This is a genomic window from Nocardia sp. NPDC050435 (assembly GCF_040655395.1).
In the GTDB taxonomy this organism is placed as follows: Bacteria; Actinomycetota; Actinomycetes; order Mycobacteriales; family Mycobacteriaceae; genus Nocardia.
In genome coordinates this window covers 207,830-225,399 of the sequence record NZ_JBFAJW010000008.1, presented here as the reverse complement: position 1 = coordinate 225,399, position 17,570 = coordinate 207,830, and the positions used below count along the sequence as shown (strand labels likewise).

The 17,570-nt window shown below is 72.9% G+C and carries 4 protein-coding genes; 1 reads left to right on the top strand and 3 read right to left on the bottom strand.

The window, feature by feature from the left end; genetic code table 11:
- The first annotated feature begins 170 nt into the window (after positions 1 to 170).
- A complete protein-coding gene (locus AB0I43_RS24765; protein ID WP_356974390.1) occupies positions 171 to 791 on the top strand; it encodes a M23 family metallopeptidase in 621 nt (206 codons plus the stop codon).
- Between the two features lie 79 nt (positions 792 to 870).
- Here the strand turns inward: AB0I43_RS24765 and AB0I43_RS24760 are convergent, their stop codons facing one another.
- Genes AB0I43_RS24760 through AB0I43_RS24750 form a run of 3 tightly spaced genes read right to left on the bottom strand, consistent with a single transcriptional unit; the run spans position 871 to position 17,197 of the window.
- Positions 871 to 2,235: a wax ester/triacylglycerol synthase domain-containing protein gene (locus AB0I43_RS24760; RefSeq protein ID WP_356974391.1), complete on the bottom strand. Its 1,365-nt coding sequence runs from the start codon at positions 2,233 to 2,235 to the stop codon at positions 871 to 873.
- Complete coding sequence (locus tag AB0I43_RS24755) at positions 2,228 to 3,157, bottom strand: aldo/keto reductase (protein ID WP_357432672.1); 930 nt, start codon at positions 3,155 to 3,157, stop codon at positions 2,228 to 2,230. Before AB0I43_RS24755 ends, AB0I43_RS24760 begins: the two co-directional genes overlap by 8 nt.
- A gap of 54 nt (positions 3,158 to 3,211) precedes the next feature.
- The gene (locus tag AB0I43_RS24750) at positions 3,212 to 17,197 is read right to left on the bottom strand and encodes an amino acid adenylation domain-containing protein (protein WP_356974393.1); all 13,986 of its coding nucleotides are present in this window, start codon (positions 17,195 to 17,197) and stop codon (positions 3,212 to 3,214) included.
- Between the last annotated feature and the right edge of the window lie 373 nt (positions 17,198 to 17,570).

Genomic DNA, 17,570 nt, shown 5'->3' with positions numbered 1-17,570 from the left:
CGTGATCTTCGAACTGGGCTTTTAGGGTGCTGTGACGGTAGCCACAAGATTACGGAGCCCTGACCGGCCTCCCGTACGTTCAAGTCATGCCCGTAACCGATCCGTTATCTTCGCGGCGGACCGGCGGTACTACGTCTACCCGCCGCCGCACCGCCACGAAAGTGGCCACCGTGTCAGCGGTTGTCACTGCCTCCCTCGCCGTCTTCGCCGGCGCCGACCAGCACATGGCCGCCGAGACCGGCCGGCTCGAAGCCGGCAAGAGCATCGACCTGAACACCGAGCCGAAGCAGGCCGCCCAGGCCGTTGCCTACACCATCCCCGGCCTGCCGCAGCTGCCCCCGATCGAGCTGCCCTGGGAGAACAACAAGCCGGCCACCGAAACCCGGCCGCACACGGTACGACCGGTCGCGGGCGCACTGACCTCCAACTACGGTAGCCGCTGGGGCGCGATGCACAACGGCATCGACTTCGGTGACGCGCTCGGCGCCCCGATCGCCGCCGTCACCGACGGCGTCGTCATCGAGGCGGGCCCCGCCTCCGGCTTCGGCCTGTGGGTGCGGGTGCAGCAGGACGACGGCACGGTCGGCGTCTACGGGCACGTCAACGAGATCCTCGCGCAGGTCGGCCAGCAGGTCCACGCGGGCGACATCATCGCGACCGTCGGCAACCGCGGCCAGTCCACCGGCCCGCACCTGCATTACGAAGTGCACCACCCCGAGCTCGGCCCGATCGACCCGGCGCCGTGGCTGGGCGGGCGCGGCGTCTCCCTCGAGACGCTCGCCGGCGAGTAGACAACCGACACAGACCTCGGGCCGCCCGGGTCCGACAGCCGATGAGGGGCTGTCGCGACCCGGGCGGCCCGAGGCGTTGTCAGCTGGCAGTGAGCGCGTCGGCGACCTCGTGCACCGCGGCCCGCAGCAGATCCGCGTACTCGTCCACCTCGGCGACGAGCGCCGGGTCGGCCACCACGGACAGCGTGAAGGAATCGCCCGCGCCCACGAACGAGTGCGCCAGCCCGATCTCCGGGAACACCGGCGGCAGCATGCCCGCGAAGCGGAACGCGCCGCCGAGCAGCGACCACGCGCCCGCGGGCTCGCAGCGGATGCTGGTGAGAATGGTGTGCCCGAAGGCGGGCGCGGCCGGGTCGGCGGGCGGCAGCGTGCCGAAGCGGGCACGGAACACCCGGCTCGGCAGCAGCTCGATCAGGCCCAGCCGGTTCAGCTCCCGGCGGCTCGACGGCGCGTCCCGGTGCGCCCGCAGCGAGTCCTCCACCGCTCGTGCCCGCGCGGCCAGATCCGGTTCGGCGGGGAACAGATCGACTCCGGCGGCCCCGATGTGGTTGACGCCCAGCACCGGGCTCGGCGGCAGCGCGACGGTCACCAGCGCCGTCAGATCCGCGGGGCACTCCCCCGACCGTTTATCCAGGTAGCGCTCCAGCGCGCGCGAGATCGCGGTCAGGCCGACCGCGGTGACCGTGCTGCCCGGCCGGCGCACGGCCGCCAGCGGCAGCGGGATGGTGCGCACCGCGCGACCGGCGCCGATCCGCGCGTTGAGCACGGTCTTCGTGCGCGGGGTGATGTTGGCGTCGTCCGCGTCGCCGTCGCGGGCGAGGCGACGGTTCTCCGCGCGCACCCCCTGGGTGAAGCGCAGCATCCGGGCCGGCCAGCTCAGCGCTCCGGCCACGGCCGGGACGCCGGTGCGCGGCCGATCCGCGGCCGGGCCCTGGCCCTGGATCATCAGTGCCACCGGATCGGCGGCGAAGAGGGTGTCCGCCAGCGCGGTCATCGCCGGGCCCGCCAGCAGCGCGTGGCTGACCTGCACCAGCACCAGAACGCCGGTCCCCGGCAGGGATTCGATCCCGCTGACGGCGGTGAACACGTGCGCCTGCCAGGCGCGCACCCGCGCGTCCAGCGGCTCGGACAGGATCGCCCCGATCCGCTCCAGGCACCGCGCCCACTCCAGCGGCTCGGTCTCGATGCTCAGATGGCTCTCGATCGGGCTGTCGTCGACCGCCCAGTACGGATGGCCCAGGCCGGCGGGCACCTCGTGGATCCGGCGGCGCAGCGGGGCCAGCAGTTCGGCCCGTTCGGTGAAGTGCCGGGTGATCTCGGCCGCGGTCGGCGCGGCGCCGTCCGCGGCGTCGAACACCCACCACATCGGCCAGTCGGTATTGCGGCCCGAACGGGCGAGGTAGTAATAGGAGGCGTCGTTGGCCGCCAACTGCGTGTCAGCCATTGCGCCCCAGCCCCAGCCGGGACAGCAGGCCGCCGCGCGGGGCCGCGCCCGGGGCGCTCAGCGCCGACAGGGCCGCGAACTCCTCGTCGGTGAGCTCGATGGTGGCCGCAGCGGTGTTCTCCTCGAGATGGGCGACCTTGGAGGTGCCCGGGATCGGCAGCAGCACCGGCGAGCGGCGCAGCAGCCAGGCCAGCGCGAGCTGCGAGGGCGACGCGCCGTCGCGAGTCAGGGCGTCGAGCCGGCCGCCGGGACGGGCGAGCTCGCCGGTGGCCATCGGGAACCACGGGATGAAGGCGATGTCGTTGGCCGCGCAGTAGTCCAGGACGTCCTCGGCGCCGCGGTTGGCCAGGTTGTACTGGTTCTGCACCGAGACGATCTTCGCGATCTTGCTCGCCTGCTTGATCCCGGCGACCGAGACCTCGGAGAGCCCGATGTGGCGGATCTTGCCCTCCTGCTGCAACTTCACCAGTTCGCCGAGCTGGTCGGCGAGCGGCACCTTCGGGTCGATGCGGTGCAGCTGGTACAGGTCGATGCGTTCGAGCCCGAGGTGGCGCAGGCTCAATTCGACCTGCTGGCGCAGGTATTCGGGCCGGCCGACGGTCAGCCAGGCATCGGGGCCGGGCCGGGTCAGCCCGCCCTTGGTCGCGATCACCACGTCGTCGGCGTAGGGGTGCAGCGCCTTGCGGATCAGGGTCTCGCTGACGAACGGGCCGTAGGAGTCGGCGGTGTCGAAGAAGGTGATGCCGAGTTCCACGGCGCGCCGGAGCACCCGCACCGCCTCGTCCGGATCGGCGGGGTCGCCCCAGACGCCGGGGCCGGTGATCTGCATGGCGCCGTAGCCCAGACGGTGGACCGGCAGGTCACCGCCGAGGGCGAAGGTGCCCGAGGCGGCGGCGGGAGTGGAGACGGTGTCGGCGGTCATGGTGTCCTTTCGAAACGATGAGGGAAGCGTAAGCGGCACAACGATTTATCCGTATCAGGAGCGGCGCCGGGCGGCGACCTCCGGGTCCGGGAAGAACCCGGACTCGATGAACGCGCGCACGTAGGCGTCCAGGGCCGCGGCGTCGACCGGCGGGCAGGCCAGCCCGTACCAGGCGAGCTGGGCCTGGGTTCCGGTGTCGGAGACCTGGTAGGCCGTGCCGCCGTAGTTGCCGCTGACCAGCGCGGCGCGCACCAGCGAGTCGTCGCCGGACGCGTCGCGCGCCGCCGCCTCCTCGGCCAGGCGCGCCGCGATCTCCTCGATCGCGGCCACCCGTACCGGAATCCCGTTGCGGCGCAACGCCTCGAAGACCTCGGCGACCGGCACCGGCTCGGTGTTCACCAGGTGGTAGGCGGCCCCGATCGCGGGCTTGGCGGCCAGCGCCACCAGGGCGGCGACCACGTAGTTCACCGGCGCCAGCTGCTGGGCGAAATCGCCGGTGTCCGGGGCGAGCCCGAGGATGGCGGCCGCCCGGATCATGTTCCAGAACGAGTCCTCGGCGCTGTTCACGCCGATCTCCGGATCGCCGGAGATCAGCCCGGGCCGGTAGATGCTGACCGGCACGCCCCGCTCCCCGGCGCGGCGCACCAGATGCTCGGCCACCCACTTGCTGCTGACGTAGCCGTTCGGCGAGACCTCCGACGCGTCCAGCACCGTGTCCTCGCGGGCGACGAAATCCGGTCCGGGTGCGATCGGTACGACCGTGTTGACCGTGGACACGAAATGCACCGGCTTGACCCGGCCGGTGGTGGCCAGCCGCAGCACCTCCCGGGTGCCCGTCACGTTGGCGGCGCGCAGCCGCGCGTACGGCTCGATGTGGTTGACCCGCGCGCCGTTGTGGTAGATCGTGTCGATCCGCTCGGCCAGCCGGTCGTAGTCGGCGGCCGCGAGCCCGAGGCCGGGTGCGGCCAGATCACCGGCGACCGCGACGATCCGGCTCTCGTAGGCCGGGTGCCAGATCTCGTACTTCTGCAACGCCGCGCGAATCCGCCCGTGCGCCTGCTCGTTTCCGTCGGCGCGCACCAGGCACCAGACCGACGCCGGGGTGGTCGCCAGCAGTTCGGCCAGCAGGTGCGCCCCGAGGAAGCCGGTGGCGCCGGTGAGCAGGATGTGCCGGGCCGGGCCCGGGCTCGCGGGTGCGCGCCCGGCCACGTCGATGTCCGGCTCGAGCACCAGATCCGCGGCGATGGCGGCGGATTCGTCGAGCGGGGCCTGCGCCACCGCCGCCGGGTCGCTCAGGCGGGCCGCCAGCGCGCGCACGGTCGGCGCGGTGAACAGCGCCGCCATCGGCACGTCGGCCCCGAGGCGGGCGCTCAGCGCCCGCTGCAGGGTGAAGGCCAGCAGCGAGGTGCCGCCGAGTTCGAAGAAATCGTCCTCGGCGCCGGCCTGCTCCAGGCCGAGCACCTCGGCGAAGGCCGCCGCGACCGCCTGCTCGGCCGGGGTGACCGGTGCGACGAAGTCGCGGGCGCGCAGCACCGGTCGCGGCAGCGCGCCGCGATCGAGCTTGCCGCTGCTGTTCACCGGGAACGCGTCCAGCACCATGACGGCGGCCGGCACCATGTAGCCGGGCAGCAGCTGCGCCAGCGCTTCGCGCAGCTCGTCGGGCTCGGCGGCGCCGACGACGTAGGCCACCAGCTGATCGCCGGTCTCGGTGGCCGAGACCACGACCACCGCCTGGGCGACCGCGGGCTGGGCCAGCAGCGCGGTCTCGATCTCCCCCAGCTCGATCCGGTGACCCCGGATCTTGGCCTGGAAGTCGATGCGGCCCAGGTACTCCAGCACGCCGTCGGTCCGGCGGCGCACCAGGTCGCCGGTGCGGTACATCCGGGCCCCGGGCGGGCCGTACGGGTCGGCGACAAAGCGATCCGAGGTCAGATCGGTGCGCGCCAGGTAGCCGCGCGCCAATTGCGTTCCCGCCAGGTACAACTCGCCCACGACCCCGGCGGGCACCAAATGCAGCCGGGAATCCAGCACATAGGTGCGGGTGTTCCACTGCGCGACGCCGATCGGCACGGTCGCCCGGTCGTCCAGGGTGGCGGGCTGATAGGTGACCGACACCGCGGCCTCGGTCGGACCGTAGAGATTGTGCACCGCGGCGTCGCACAGCACGGCGAAGTCGGCGACGGTGCTCGGCGGCAGCGCCTCACCGATCGCGAAGACCGCACGCAGCGTGGACAACTGGGCGGGCAGCGCGGCGGCGACGAAGACCTGCAGCACCGAGGGCACGAAATCGGTGAGCGTCACCCGGTGGGTCGCGATCAGCTCGGCGATGTAGCCCGGATCGCGCTGACCGCCCGGTGCGGCCAGCACCAGGCGCGCCCCGACCGCCAGCGGCACGAAGAAGCCCCACAGCGAGACGTCGAAGGTGGTCGCCGTCTTCTGTAGGTAGACGTCGTCGCGGCCGATCGCGTACTGGTCGGCCATCCAGGCGATCTGGTTGGCGATCGCGCCGTGCGAGACCATGACGCCCTTCGGCCGTCCCGTCGACCCGGAGGTGAACAGGACGTAGGCGGGATGGTCCGGGTGCAGCGGGGCCCGCGGGTCCGCGGCCGTGAGGGGCGCGCCGGAGTACGGCGTCAGGTCCAGCGTGTCGAGGTCGACGACCCGCACACCGTCCACCGGAACGGTGCTGCCGCCGGTGGACAGCACGAGCACCGGCCGCGCGGTCTCGAGCACGTAGGCGAGCCGCCCGGCCGGGTGACTGCGGTCCAGCGGCAGGTACGCGCCGCCTGCGGCGAGCACCGCGTACATCGCCGCCACCAGCTCCGGCGAGCGCGGAATCCACAGGGCCACCACGGATTCCGGGCCGATGCCCTGGGCGATCAGGTAGCGGGCCAGCCGATTGACCCGGGCGTCGAACTCCGCGTAGGTCCAGCTGGTCCGCTCGTGCACCAGCGCCACGGCGTCCGGTGTCGCGGCCGCCGCCCGGCGGTAGCCGTCCAGCAGCAGGCGGTCCGGCACCGGGTGGGCGGTGTCGGCGGCCTCGGCCAGCAGTGCGCCGCGTTCGGCGGGATCGAGCAGGTCGATTTCGCCGAGCACCGCGGCGGGGTCGGCGGCGAGGGTGACCAGCAGCCGCTCGAAGCGCGCCACCAGCGCTTGGGCGGTGTCACGGTCGAAGATGTCGGTGGCGTAGGTGAGCACGCCGCCGATCCCGGCCGGCGCGCCGGACTCGTCGTAGGTGTCGCCGATCATCCAGTGCAGATCGAACTGGGAGATCTCCAGACCGAAATCCAGGCTCGCCACGGTCAATTCGGGCAGCCGCAGCTCGGCGCGCTCCAGGTTCTGGAACGACAGCGCCACCTGGAACAGCGGGTGGCGGCTGCTCGAGCGCACCGGGTTGAGCGCGTCCACGATCCGCTCGAACGGCACGTCGGCGTGCGCGAACGCCTGGATGTCGTACTCGCGCTGGCGGTCCAGCAGTTCGGTGAAACTCGCGCTCGCGTCGTAGCGGGTGCGGAACACCAGGGTGTTGATGAACTTGCCGATCAGGTCGTCGAGCGCGGCGTCCCCGCGACCGGCGACCGGTGCGCCCACGGCGATGTCGCCGGTGCCGGTGACCCGCGCCAGCAGCACGGCCAGCGCGGTGTGCACGACCATGAACAGGGTCGCGCCCCGGGCGCGCGCCAATTCGGCCAGCGCACGGTGGGTTTCGGCGTCGACGCGCACCTGGACCTGGCCGCCGGCGTGGTCGCGCAGCAGCGGCCGTGGCCGGTCGGCGGGCAGATCGAGCTGATCGGCCAGGCCGGTCAGGGCCGTGCGCCAGAAGGTGATCTGCTGTGCGGCCACCGATTCCGGATCGGATTCGGTGCCGAGCACGGCCCGCTGCCAGAGGCTGTAGTCGGCGTACTGCACCGGCAGCGGCGTCCACCCGGGCGCCGCACCGGCGTGGCGGGCGGCGTAGGCGATCATCAGGTCGCGGGTCAGCGGCGCGATCGAGGAGCCGTCGGCGGCGATGTGGTGCACCACCAGCGCGAGCACGTACTCGTTCGCGCCGAGGTCGAACACCGCGACCTCGATCGGCACCTGATCGGTCAGGTCGAACCGCGTGCGGGCCAGCGCCAGCACGGCCGGCGCCGCCGCGTCCGGTTCGACCGTCTCGACGCGCACCCGCACCCGGGCCCGCTCCGGCGGCAGCACCACCTGCACGGCGGTCTCCGCCCCGGCCTCGACGTAGGGGTACACGGTGCGCAGGATCTCGTGGCGTTCGATCAGGTCGTCCACGGCCGCCTGCAGCGCGGCCAGGTCGACCGCGCCGCTCAGACGCACCGCCATCGGCACGTTGTAGGCCACCGAACCGGCGTCGAGCCGGTTGAGCAGCCACATGCCCTGCTGCCCGAGCGAGAGCGGAATGTGCTCGGGCCGCTCGCCGGCGGTGATCGCGGGACGGCCGGTGCCCGCGGTCTGCTCGGCGAGGCGGGCCGCGAGCGCGGCGACGGTGGCGGCCTCGAACAGCACGCGCACCGGAATGCGCGCGTCGCTCGCGGCGCCGAGCCGGGCGACCAAGCGGGTGGCGATCAACGAGTTGCCGCCCAGTTCGAAGAAGTCGTCGTCGGCGCCGACCGGCGTCGCGGGCGCGAGCAGTTCGGTGAACGCCTCGGCGACCAGCTCCTCCCAGCGGCCCGTGGGCGAACGGAAAGTCTTGGTGCGCAAAACCGGTGCGGGCAGGGCCGCGCGATCGAGCTTGCCGACCGGCGTCAGCGGGATCCGGTCGAGCACCATGACCGTGGCGGGCACCATGTGCGCGGGCAGGGCGCGGGCCGCGTGCGCGAGCAACTCGTCCGGGTCGGCGACCGCGCCCGGGGCGGCGTGCGCGTAGGCGACCAGAATCGTGGCGTCGCCGCCGGTTTCGTGGCCGACGGTGACCGCGAAGTCGACCGTGTCGTGGGCGGCCAGCACCGCGTCGATCTCGCCGAGCTCGATCCGGAAGCCGCGGATCTTGACCTGGAAGTCGTTGCGGCCCAGGTATTCCAGCTCGCCGTCGGCGGTCCGGCGGACCAGGTCGCCGGTCCGGTAGAGCCGGGATCCGCTGGGGTCGAACGGATTCGGCACGAACCGGGCGGCGGTCAGCGCCGGACGCGCGTGATAGCCGCGCGCCAGCTGCGCGCCGCTGATGTAGAGCTCGCCCACCGCGCGGTCGGGCACCAGCGCCAGCCGCTCGTCCAGCACGTATTCGGTGACGGCGCGGATCGGCCCGCCGATGGTGACCGTCTCCCCCGGAACCAGCGGCGCGCTGATGTTGGTCATGATGGTGGTCTCGGTGGGGCCGTAGCCGTTGTAGAACTCCCGGGTGCGCCGGCCCGCGATCGGAATCGCCCAGCGCCGCACCAGTTCCGGCGGGCAGGCCTCGCCGCCTGCGACCACGACGCGCAGCCGGTCCAGCCCGGCGGGATCGACCGAGGCCAGCGCGGCCGGCGTGATGAACGCGTGCGTCACCCGTTCCCGGCGCAGCAGCGCCGCCAGCTCCTCGCCGCCGTACACCGACGGCGCGGCCACCACCATGGTGGCGCCGCCGCCGATCGCCAGCAGCAGTTCCAGCACCGAGGCGTCGAACGACGGCGAGGCGAAATGAAGGGTGCGCGAACTGCTCGCGACCCGGTAGCGCTCACGCTGCTCGGCGCAGAAGCTCGCCAGCCCGGCCTGGGTGACGACCACGCCCTTCGGGGTGCCGGTCGAGCCGGAGGTGTAGATGACGTAGGCCGGATGCGCGGCCCGCAGCGGCCGCACCCGGTCGGCGTCGGTCACCGGGTCGGCGGCGTAGCCGTCCAGGCGGTCGAGCAGGGCGGGCTCGTCGATGCTCAGCCAGGACACCGCCGCGGGCAGCTCGGCGTGCACCGCGGCCACCGTGAGTCCCAGCACCGCACCGGAATCGGTGACCAGGTGACGCACCCGCTCGACCGGATAGTTGGGATCGACCGGGACGAATCCGGCGCCGGTCTTGGCGACCGCCCAGACCGCGAGCACCGATTCCGGTGAGCGCGGAATGCCCACGGCCACCAGGTCTTCCGGGCCGACGCCCTGCTCGATCAGCAGCCGGGCCAGGCGGGTGGAGCGGTCGTCGAGGTCGAGGTAGTCCAGTTCGGCCAGCTGTTCGACGGCGTCGGCGAAGATCACCGCGATGCCGTCGGGGTTCTCGTCCACCGCGCGGGCCAGCAGCTCCGGCAGCAGCGTCGCCGCGGCGGGCGCGGCGGCCGGCGGTGCGGCCGGAGCCGTCAGGGCCCGGGCGCGCTCGGTGGGGTCGAGCAGGTCGATGTCGCCGACGATCGCGCGCGGCTCGGCCGCGACGGCGGTCAGGATCCGGGCCAGTCGCGCGGCCAGGCTCTCGACCGTGGACTGCTCGAACAGATCGGTCGCGTAGGTGAGACCCAGGCCCAGTTCGGCGGGCGCGCCCGCCGCGTCCACGCGCGGATCGATGACTACCTGCAGGTCGAACTTCGCCGCGGCCGGACCGGTGTCCACGGCGGAGACCGTCAGGCCGGGCAGTTCCAGCGTGGGCTGCTCGGTGTTCTGGAACGACAGCAGCACCTGGAACAGCGACGCGTCCGCGCCGGCCGGGGCCAGCTCGGCGACCCGCTCGAACGGCAGGTCGGCGTTGGCGAACGCGGCCAGGTCGGTGTCGCGCACCTGCGCGAGCAGCGCGATGAACTCCGCGCCGCGATCGATGCCGGTGCGCAGGGTTAGCGTGTTGACGAACATGCCGACCAGATCGTCGAGCACGGCCTCGCCGCGCCCGGCGATGGGCGTGCCCACCGCGATGTCCGAGCCGCCGGACAGCCGCGCCAGCAGGACGGCGACCGCCGCGTGCACGACCATGAACAGCGACGCGTTGTGCTCGCGCGCGAGCGCGGCCAGGCCCGCGTGCACCGGGGCGGGCACGTGCACGCCGACGGTGGCCCCGGCCATGGACGGGCGCGCCGGGCGCGGGTGGTCCAGCGTTAGTCGCGCGGCGTCGGCGACGCCGGCCAGCTGACGCCGCCAGTACTCGGCCTGCGCCGCGGCGACCGAGTCCCGATCGTCCTCGGTGCCGATGACGGCGCGCTGCCACACCGCGAAGTCGGCGTACTGCACCGGCAGCGGCGTCCAGCCCGGGGCCGTGCCCGCGGCGCGGGCCAGGTAGGCCGTCGCGAGGTCGCGGGCCAGCGGCGCGAGCGAGACGCCGTCGGCCGAGATGTGATGGGCGACCAGGACGAGCAGGTGCTCGCCGCCGGCGGGGTCGGTGAACAGCCGCACCCGCACCGGCGGGTGGGCGGTCACGTCGAACCCGGCCGACACCAGCTCGGCCACCCGGCCGTGGTCGCCGGGCCCGGCGGTCTCGATCTCGAGCCCGGCGGGCAGCACCTGCGCGACCGGCAGGATCTCCTGGCGCGCCGCACCGTCCGCGCCGTGCGCCGGGAACCGGGTGCGCAGGGCTTCGTGGCGCTCGAGCACGTCGGCCACGGCCCGGCCCAGCGCGGGGACGTCGAGCGCACCGGTCAGCCGGATCGCGAACGGCAGGTTGTAGGCGGCCGAGTCGACGTCGACCTGGTTCAGCACCCACATCCGGTGCTGGGCCAGCGACAGCGGAATCGGGTCCGGCCGGGTCACCGGCACCAGCGCCGGACGATCCCGGCCCGCACCGGAATTCGGCTCGATCCGGGCGGCCAGCTCGGCCACCACCGGCGCGTCGAACAGCGCGCGCACAGGCACCCGGGCGTCCAGGGCCGCGCTCAGCCGGGCCACCACCTGCGTGGCGACCAGCGAGTTCCCGCCGAGGGCGAAGAAGTCGTCGTCCGCGCTCACCCGGTCCCGGCCGAGCACCTCGGCGAACACACCGGCCACGATCTCCTCGATCGGTGTGGCCGGGGCCCGGAACTCCGCGCCCGCGAAGGTGGGTCGCGGCAGCGCGCGGCGATCCAGCTTTCCGGCGCTGTTCAGCGGCAGCTCACCCAGCACGACGAGGGTGGCGGGCACCATATAGGCGGGCAGGACCTGCGCGAGCGCGCCCAGCACCGCCGAAGTGTCGATCGTGGCCCCGGCGGCGGGCACCGCGTAGCCGACCAGGTTGTCGCCGACCTCGGCCGAGTCCACCAGGACGACGGCCTGCGCGATCGACGGCTGCGCCAGCAGGGCGGTCTCGATGTCGCCGAGTTCGATGCGCTGGCCGCGGAACTTCACCTGGAAGTCGGTGCGGCCGACGTATTCCAGCGCGCCGTCGGCCCGCCAGCGGACCAGGTCGCCGGTCCGGTACATCCGCTCGCCGCGGCCGAAGGGGTTGGGCACGAAGCGATCCGTGGTCAGGTCCGGACGCGCCAGGTAGCCGCGGGCCAGCTGGGTGCCGGCCAGGTACAGCTCGCCCTCGACCCCGGCCGGCACCGGGCGCAACCGCGAATCCAGCACGTAGACCTGGGTATTCCAGACCGGGCGGCCGATCGGCACGGTCTCGTCCTCGGTGTCGCCGGCCGGGTAGCGGGTGACGACGATCGCGGCCTCGGTCGGGCCGTACACGTTGTGCACGGCGGCCGCCGAGATCGCGCGCAGCGCGCGCACGGTGCGCGGCGGCAGCGCCTCGCCGCCGGCCAGCACCGTCCGCAGCGAGGGCACCGCGCCCGGCGCGGTGTGCGCGGCCAGCACCGACAGCATCGAGGGCACCAGGTCGGTGGCGGTGACCTGGTGCGCGGCAATGGTTTCGGCGAGGTACTCGGCGTCGCGATGGCCGTCGTGGGTGGCCAGCACCAGCTTGGCGCCCAGTCGCAGCGGCAGGTAGTAGCCGTAGAGCGACATGTCGAAGGTGGCGGGCGTGCGCTGCAGGTACACCTCGTCGGCGTCGAATCCGTACTCGGCAAGGGTCCACGACAGGTGGTTGTCGATCGCGCGGTGCGACACCGCGACACCCTTGGGTCGGCCGGTGGAGCCCGAGGTGAACAGCACGTAGGCGAGGTTGTCCGGGTGCACCGGCCGGACCAGTTCGGCCGGGTGCACGGGCGCGCCGTTCAACTGCGCGGAAGCCGCGGCGTCGAGGTTCAGCACCGGGAGCCCGTCCGGGACCGGCACCGCGTCGGCGGTGGTGGTGAGCACGCACGCCAGGTCCGCGGCGTCGAGCACGTGGCCGATGCGCTCGGCCGGATGATCGGGGTCCAGCGGGACGTAGGCCGCGCCGGCGGTGCCGACCGCGTACATCGCCACCACCAGCTCCGGCGACCGCCGGATCGCCAGGCCGACCCGCTGCTCGGCGCCGATGCCGCGCGAGATCAGCAGGCGCGCCAGCTGATTCACGCGCCGATCGAACTCGCGATAGGTCAGCTCGACGCCCTCCTGCGCCAGCGCGATCCGGTCCGGGTAGGCCCGGGCGGCGCGGCGATAGGCCGACAGCAGCAGCTCCGGCTCGATCGGATGCCGAGTGTCGTTCCAGTCCAGCAGGATTCGGTCTCGCTCCGGCTCGCCGAGCAGGATGCCGAGCCCGTCGACCGGGGCCTCGGGCGCGTCGAGCAGCGCGTCGATCACCCGGATCAGCCGCGCCGCCAGGGTTTCCACCTCGGTCGCGGTCAGACCGTCGCGGTACTTCCAGGTCAGCTCGATCGTCTCGGTCGCGGTCGCGAGCAGGGTCAGCGGGTAGTGCGTCTCGTCGCGCAGGCCGACTCCGGTCACCGACATGCCGTCCACCGAATCGGCGGCGGCGATCGCCTCCCGGTCGATCGGGTACGACTCGAAGACCAGCAGCGTGTCGAATTGCGCGGCGGCAGGGGCGATCCGGGCGATCTCCGGCAGCCCTACCTGATGGTGGTCGAGCAGTTCGGCCTGCTCGCCCTGGAGCGTGCGCAGCAACTGCTCGCCGGTCCGCCCGGCCGCGGCGCGCACCCGCACCGGCACCGTGTTGACGAACAGCCCGACCATCGATTCGACGCCGGCCAGCTCGGCCGGGCGGCCGGAGACGGTGGTGCCGAACACCACGTCCTCGCGCCCGGTGAGCCGGCCCAGCAGCACGCCCAGCGCCGCCTGCAGCACCGTGTTCACGGTGACGCCCAGCGCGGCGGCCCGTTCACCGATCCGGCGGGTGGTCGCGGCGTCGAGTTCGGTGACCAGGCTGCCGGATTCGCCGCCGCGCGCCCGGCGCGCGAGCACCGTCGGCTCCTCGAAGCCGTCCAGGGCCCGCGCCCACGCCCGGCGCGACTCGTCCTGATCGCGGGCGGCCAGCCAGCTCAGGAACGACCGGTAGGACGGGACCCGGCCCAGCACGGCCTGATCGCCGCGAGTCGCGTAGAGCACCAGCAGATCTCGCATCAGCAGCGGCATCGACCAGCCGTCGAGCAGGATGTGGTGGGTGGTGATCACCAGGTGCCACTGGTCGGTGCGGTACAGCGTGAACCGCAGCAGCGGCGCGGCCGCCATGTCGAAGCGGGTCGCGCGCTCGGCCTCGACCGCCGCGCGCAGCGCCGGCAGCCGCTCGGCCTCGGGCAGGTGCCGCAGATCGACCTCCCGCCACGGCGCTTCCACCCGGTCCAGGACCAGTTGCACGGCGTGGCCGCCGGCGTCGGTGACGAACGCGGTGCGCAGGTTCGGGTAGCGGTCGAGCAAGGCCTGCGCGGCGGTGCGCAGACGCTCGGGGTCCACCGTGCCGCCCAGGTCGACGGTGGCCTGGGTGGTGTAGACGTCGACCTCGGCCTCGGTCAGCAGGGCGTGGAAGAGCAGGCCGGATTGCAGCGGGGAGAGCGGCCACACGTCCGACACGGACGGGTACTCGCGTTCCCAGGCTTCCAGATCGGCTTGGCCGACCCGCACCAGCGGCAGGTCCGAGGGCGTCAGGCCGCCCGCGTCGGGCCCGGCCGCGTGCTCGGCGAGCGCGTGCAGGGCGGCGACCCACAGATCCGCGAACTCGCGCACCTGGTCCTCCGACAGCAGCCCGGACGGGAAGGCGAACGAGGCGCCCAGCTCCGGGCCCTGCGGGCCGTCGGTGACGATCGCGTTGATGTCGAGCACGCCGTTGGCGGGCATGTCCGGATCCGGGAGCGAGTCCAGGCGACCCAGGTCCGCGACCGGTGTCCAGCCCGCGTCGGCGAGCTCGGCGGGGATCTCCCCGGTGGACATCCGGCCCAGGTAGTTGAAGCCGATCTGCCCGGCCGCGCCGAGTTCGGCGCCGGTCTGCGGGTTCAGGTAGCGCAGCAGGCCGTAGCCGAGGCCCTTGTCCGGGATGGCGAGCAGCTGCTCCTTCACCGCTTTCACGGTGTCGCCCATGGCCTTTCCGGCCTGGAACGCGGACTCGGCATCGATGCCGGACAGGTCGAGCCGGACCGGGTAGGCGCTGGTGAACCAGCCGAGGGTGCGCGCGAGATCCGCGCCCGGCACCAGTTCCTCCTCGCGACCGTGGCCTTCCAGCTTGATCAGCACCGCGTCGCCGTGCTCGGCGCCGCGCCAGGCGCGCACGGCCAGCGCGAGCGCCGCCAGCAGGCCGTCGTTGACGCCGCCGCGGTAGCGCTGCGGCACCGCGGTCAGCACCGCCTCGGTGACCGCCGCCGGCAGCGTCACCTCGAACCGGCGCACGGTGGCGAGGGTGTCCACCGCCGGATCGAAGGCGCGCGCGCCCAGCAGCGGATCCGGGGTGGCGGTCACCTGCTGCCAGAACGGCAGTTGCGCGAGCCGCGCGGGTTCGCGGGCGGCGTCGGCGAGGGCGTGCGCCCAGCGCCGCATCGAGGTGCCGTTGCCGGGCAGGCGTACCGGCTGCCCGGCCGCCAGCTGCGACCAGGCGACGGCCAGGTCCGGGATGACGATCCGCCAGGACACCCCGTCCACGACGAAGTGGTGCGCGACCACGAGCAGCACGTCGCGGCGACCGGCGCCGGCCGGGAAGGCGAACCGGACGAATTGCAGCATCGCGGCGTTCGCGGGATCGAGCCGGTCCAGCGCGGCAGCGTACTCCGCGTTCGCCCGGCGGGTGAATTCCGCGTCGTCGATCTCGCCGGGCATCTCGACCCGGCGGAGTAACTCCGTGGCGCGGACCGCGCCGGGCGGCAGCGCCTCGAAGATCCAGGAGGCGCCGGAGGGGCGCAGCGTGGTGCGCAGCACGTCGTGGTGGTCGAGCACCGCGCCCAGGGTCGCCACCAGGGTCTCGTCCGCGAGCCCGGCGGGCAGCGCCAGCGCCATGGACTGCGAAAAGCGCTGGTAGGAACCGCCATTGGCGAGCGTCGCGGCCAGCAGCGGGGTCAGGCCGATCTCGCCCACGCCGCCGCCGGGCAGTTCGTCCAGGCGCTGCCGCTCGCCCGCCCCGGCCCGGGTGGCGATCTCGGCCAGTGCCGCGACGGTGCGCTGATCGAAGACGTCGCGGGCGGTGAAGACCACCCCGCGCGCCTTGGCGCGCGCGACCACCTGGATCGACAGGATGGAATCGCCGCCGAGCGCGAAGAACGAATCGTCCAGGCCGACCCGCTCGACGCCGAGCACCGAGGCGAACACCTCGGCGATGATCGACTCGACTTCGCCGACCGGCGCGCGGAATTCGGTCGCGGCCGGCACCGGGTCCGGCAGCGCGGCCCGGTCCAGCTTGCCGACCGGCGTCAGCGGCAGCTCGTCGAGCACCACGATCGCGGCGGGCACCATGTACTCGGGCAGGCGCTCGGTCAGGAAGGCCGTCAGCGCCGCCGTGTCCACCGCCGTGCCGGGGTGCGGCAGCACATAGGAGACCAAGGCTTTCGCGCCCGAGGACAGCGTCTTGCCGAGGGTCGCCGCGTAATCGATGGCGGGATGCGCGCCCAGCGCGTTGTCGATCTCGCCCAGCTCGATCCGGAAACCGCGGATCTTGACCTGGAAGTCGGTGCGGCCCAGGTATTCCAGGGTGCCGTCGGTCTCGATGCGGCGTACCAGGTCACCGGTGCGGTAGAGCCGGGCCGTGGTGTCGGTCTCGAACGGGTTCGCGATGAATCGTTCCGCGGTCAGGCCCGGTCGACCCGAATAGCCCTGGGCCAGCGCCTGTCCCGACAGATACAGCTCGCCCGTCACGCCGGCCGGCACCGGCCGCAGCCGCGCGTCCAGCACGTAGGCGCCCACGCCGGGCAGCGCCGCGCCGATCGTGATCGGGGCGTCCGGGCGCAACTCGCCCAGCGTCGCCCAGATCGTCACCTCGGTCGGGCCGTACACGTTGAGGAACAACCGCCCGTCGTGCGCCCAGCGCCCGACCAGTTCGGCGCCGACCGCCTCGCCGCCGACCGCGAGCACCTCGAGGTCGGTGAGCCCGGCGGGATCGACCGACTCCAGCGCGCCCGGCGTGATGATCACGTGGGTGACCCGCTCGCGGCGCAGCAGCTCGGTCAGCTCGGGGCCGCCGGACGCCTGCGGGGGCGCCACCACCAGGGTCGCGCCCGAGGAGAAGGTCAGCAGCAGTTCGAGCACCGAGGGATCGAAGTTCGGCGAGCACACGTGCAGCACGCGCGCGTGCTCGGAGACCCGGCAGACCTCGCGCGCGGTGGCGACGAGCCCGGCCAGGCCGGCGTGGGTGACCAGCACGCCCTTGGGCTTCCCGGTCGACCCCGAGGTGTAGATCACATAGGCGGGGTGGCGGGCGTCCACCTGACGGACGCGATCGGCGTAGGAGATCGGGTGCGCGGGCCGGGCGGCCACCCGGGCGATGTGACCTGGGTCATCGAGCTCGATCCAGCCGGGCTCGGCGCCGAACATCGGGCGGTGCTCGATCGTCGTCAAGCCGAGCACCGCGCCGGAATCGGCGAGAATGTGCGCGACGCGCTCGGCGGGAAAGCCCGGATCCACCGGAACATAGGCCGCACCGGTTTTCGCGATCGCCCACACGGCGAGAACGGATTCCAGGCTCCGGGTGATGCCGATCGCGACCACGTCGCCGGCGCCGATTCCGCGCTCGATCAACTCGCGCGCCCAGCGCGAGGACGACTCGTCCAGTTCCCGGTAGGTCAGGCGCCGGTCATCGGCGGGATCGCCGGTGGGGTTGAACCGGATGGCGTCGGTGTCGGCGGCCGACTCCACCGCGGTGGTGAGCAGGTTCCCCATGAGCTGACCGACTCGGCGACGACTGCCACTTGCGGACCGACGATTCCTGGCCATTTTCTGGAAAACACCCTCTCACCAATTCCGCACCGAGGCCGAAACCCGCGCGCGAAAAAAAGCATCCGATAATTACCGAAGGAATTGACAACGGGCGCACGCCCGATTATGCAGAACCGTAAACTTCGCGATCGAGACCCACGAATCATGGGCACCGGTTTTCCCGGCGCGGCACAAATCTTTACACGACGGAAACATTGACGAGCACGGCGTGGCGTGACGTGGCGCGCGCGGAACTGACGGCCGCAAGCCGGTTTCGATAGTTGTTCGCTATCGCGGAACCGGCATATGGACCCTTCCGCTCGAAAGCATCTCCAAT

Excerpts from the sequence above, each read along its gene's own strand:
- AB0I43_RS24755 (WP_357432672.1), bottom strand. The coding sequence starts at position 3,157 with ATGACCGCCGACACCGTCTCCACTCCCGCCGCCGCCTCGGGCACCTTC.
- AB0I43_RS24750 (WP_356974393.1), bottom strand. The coding sequence starts at position 17,197 with ATGGGGAACCTGCTCACCACCGCGGTGGAGTCGGCCGCCGACACCGAC.
- AB0I43_RS24760 (WP_356974391.1), bottom strand. The coding sequence starts at position 2,235 with ATGGCTGACACGCAGTTGGCGGCCAACGACGCCTCCTATTACTACCTC.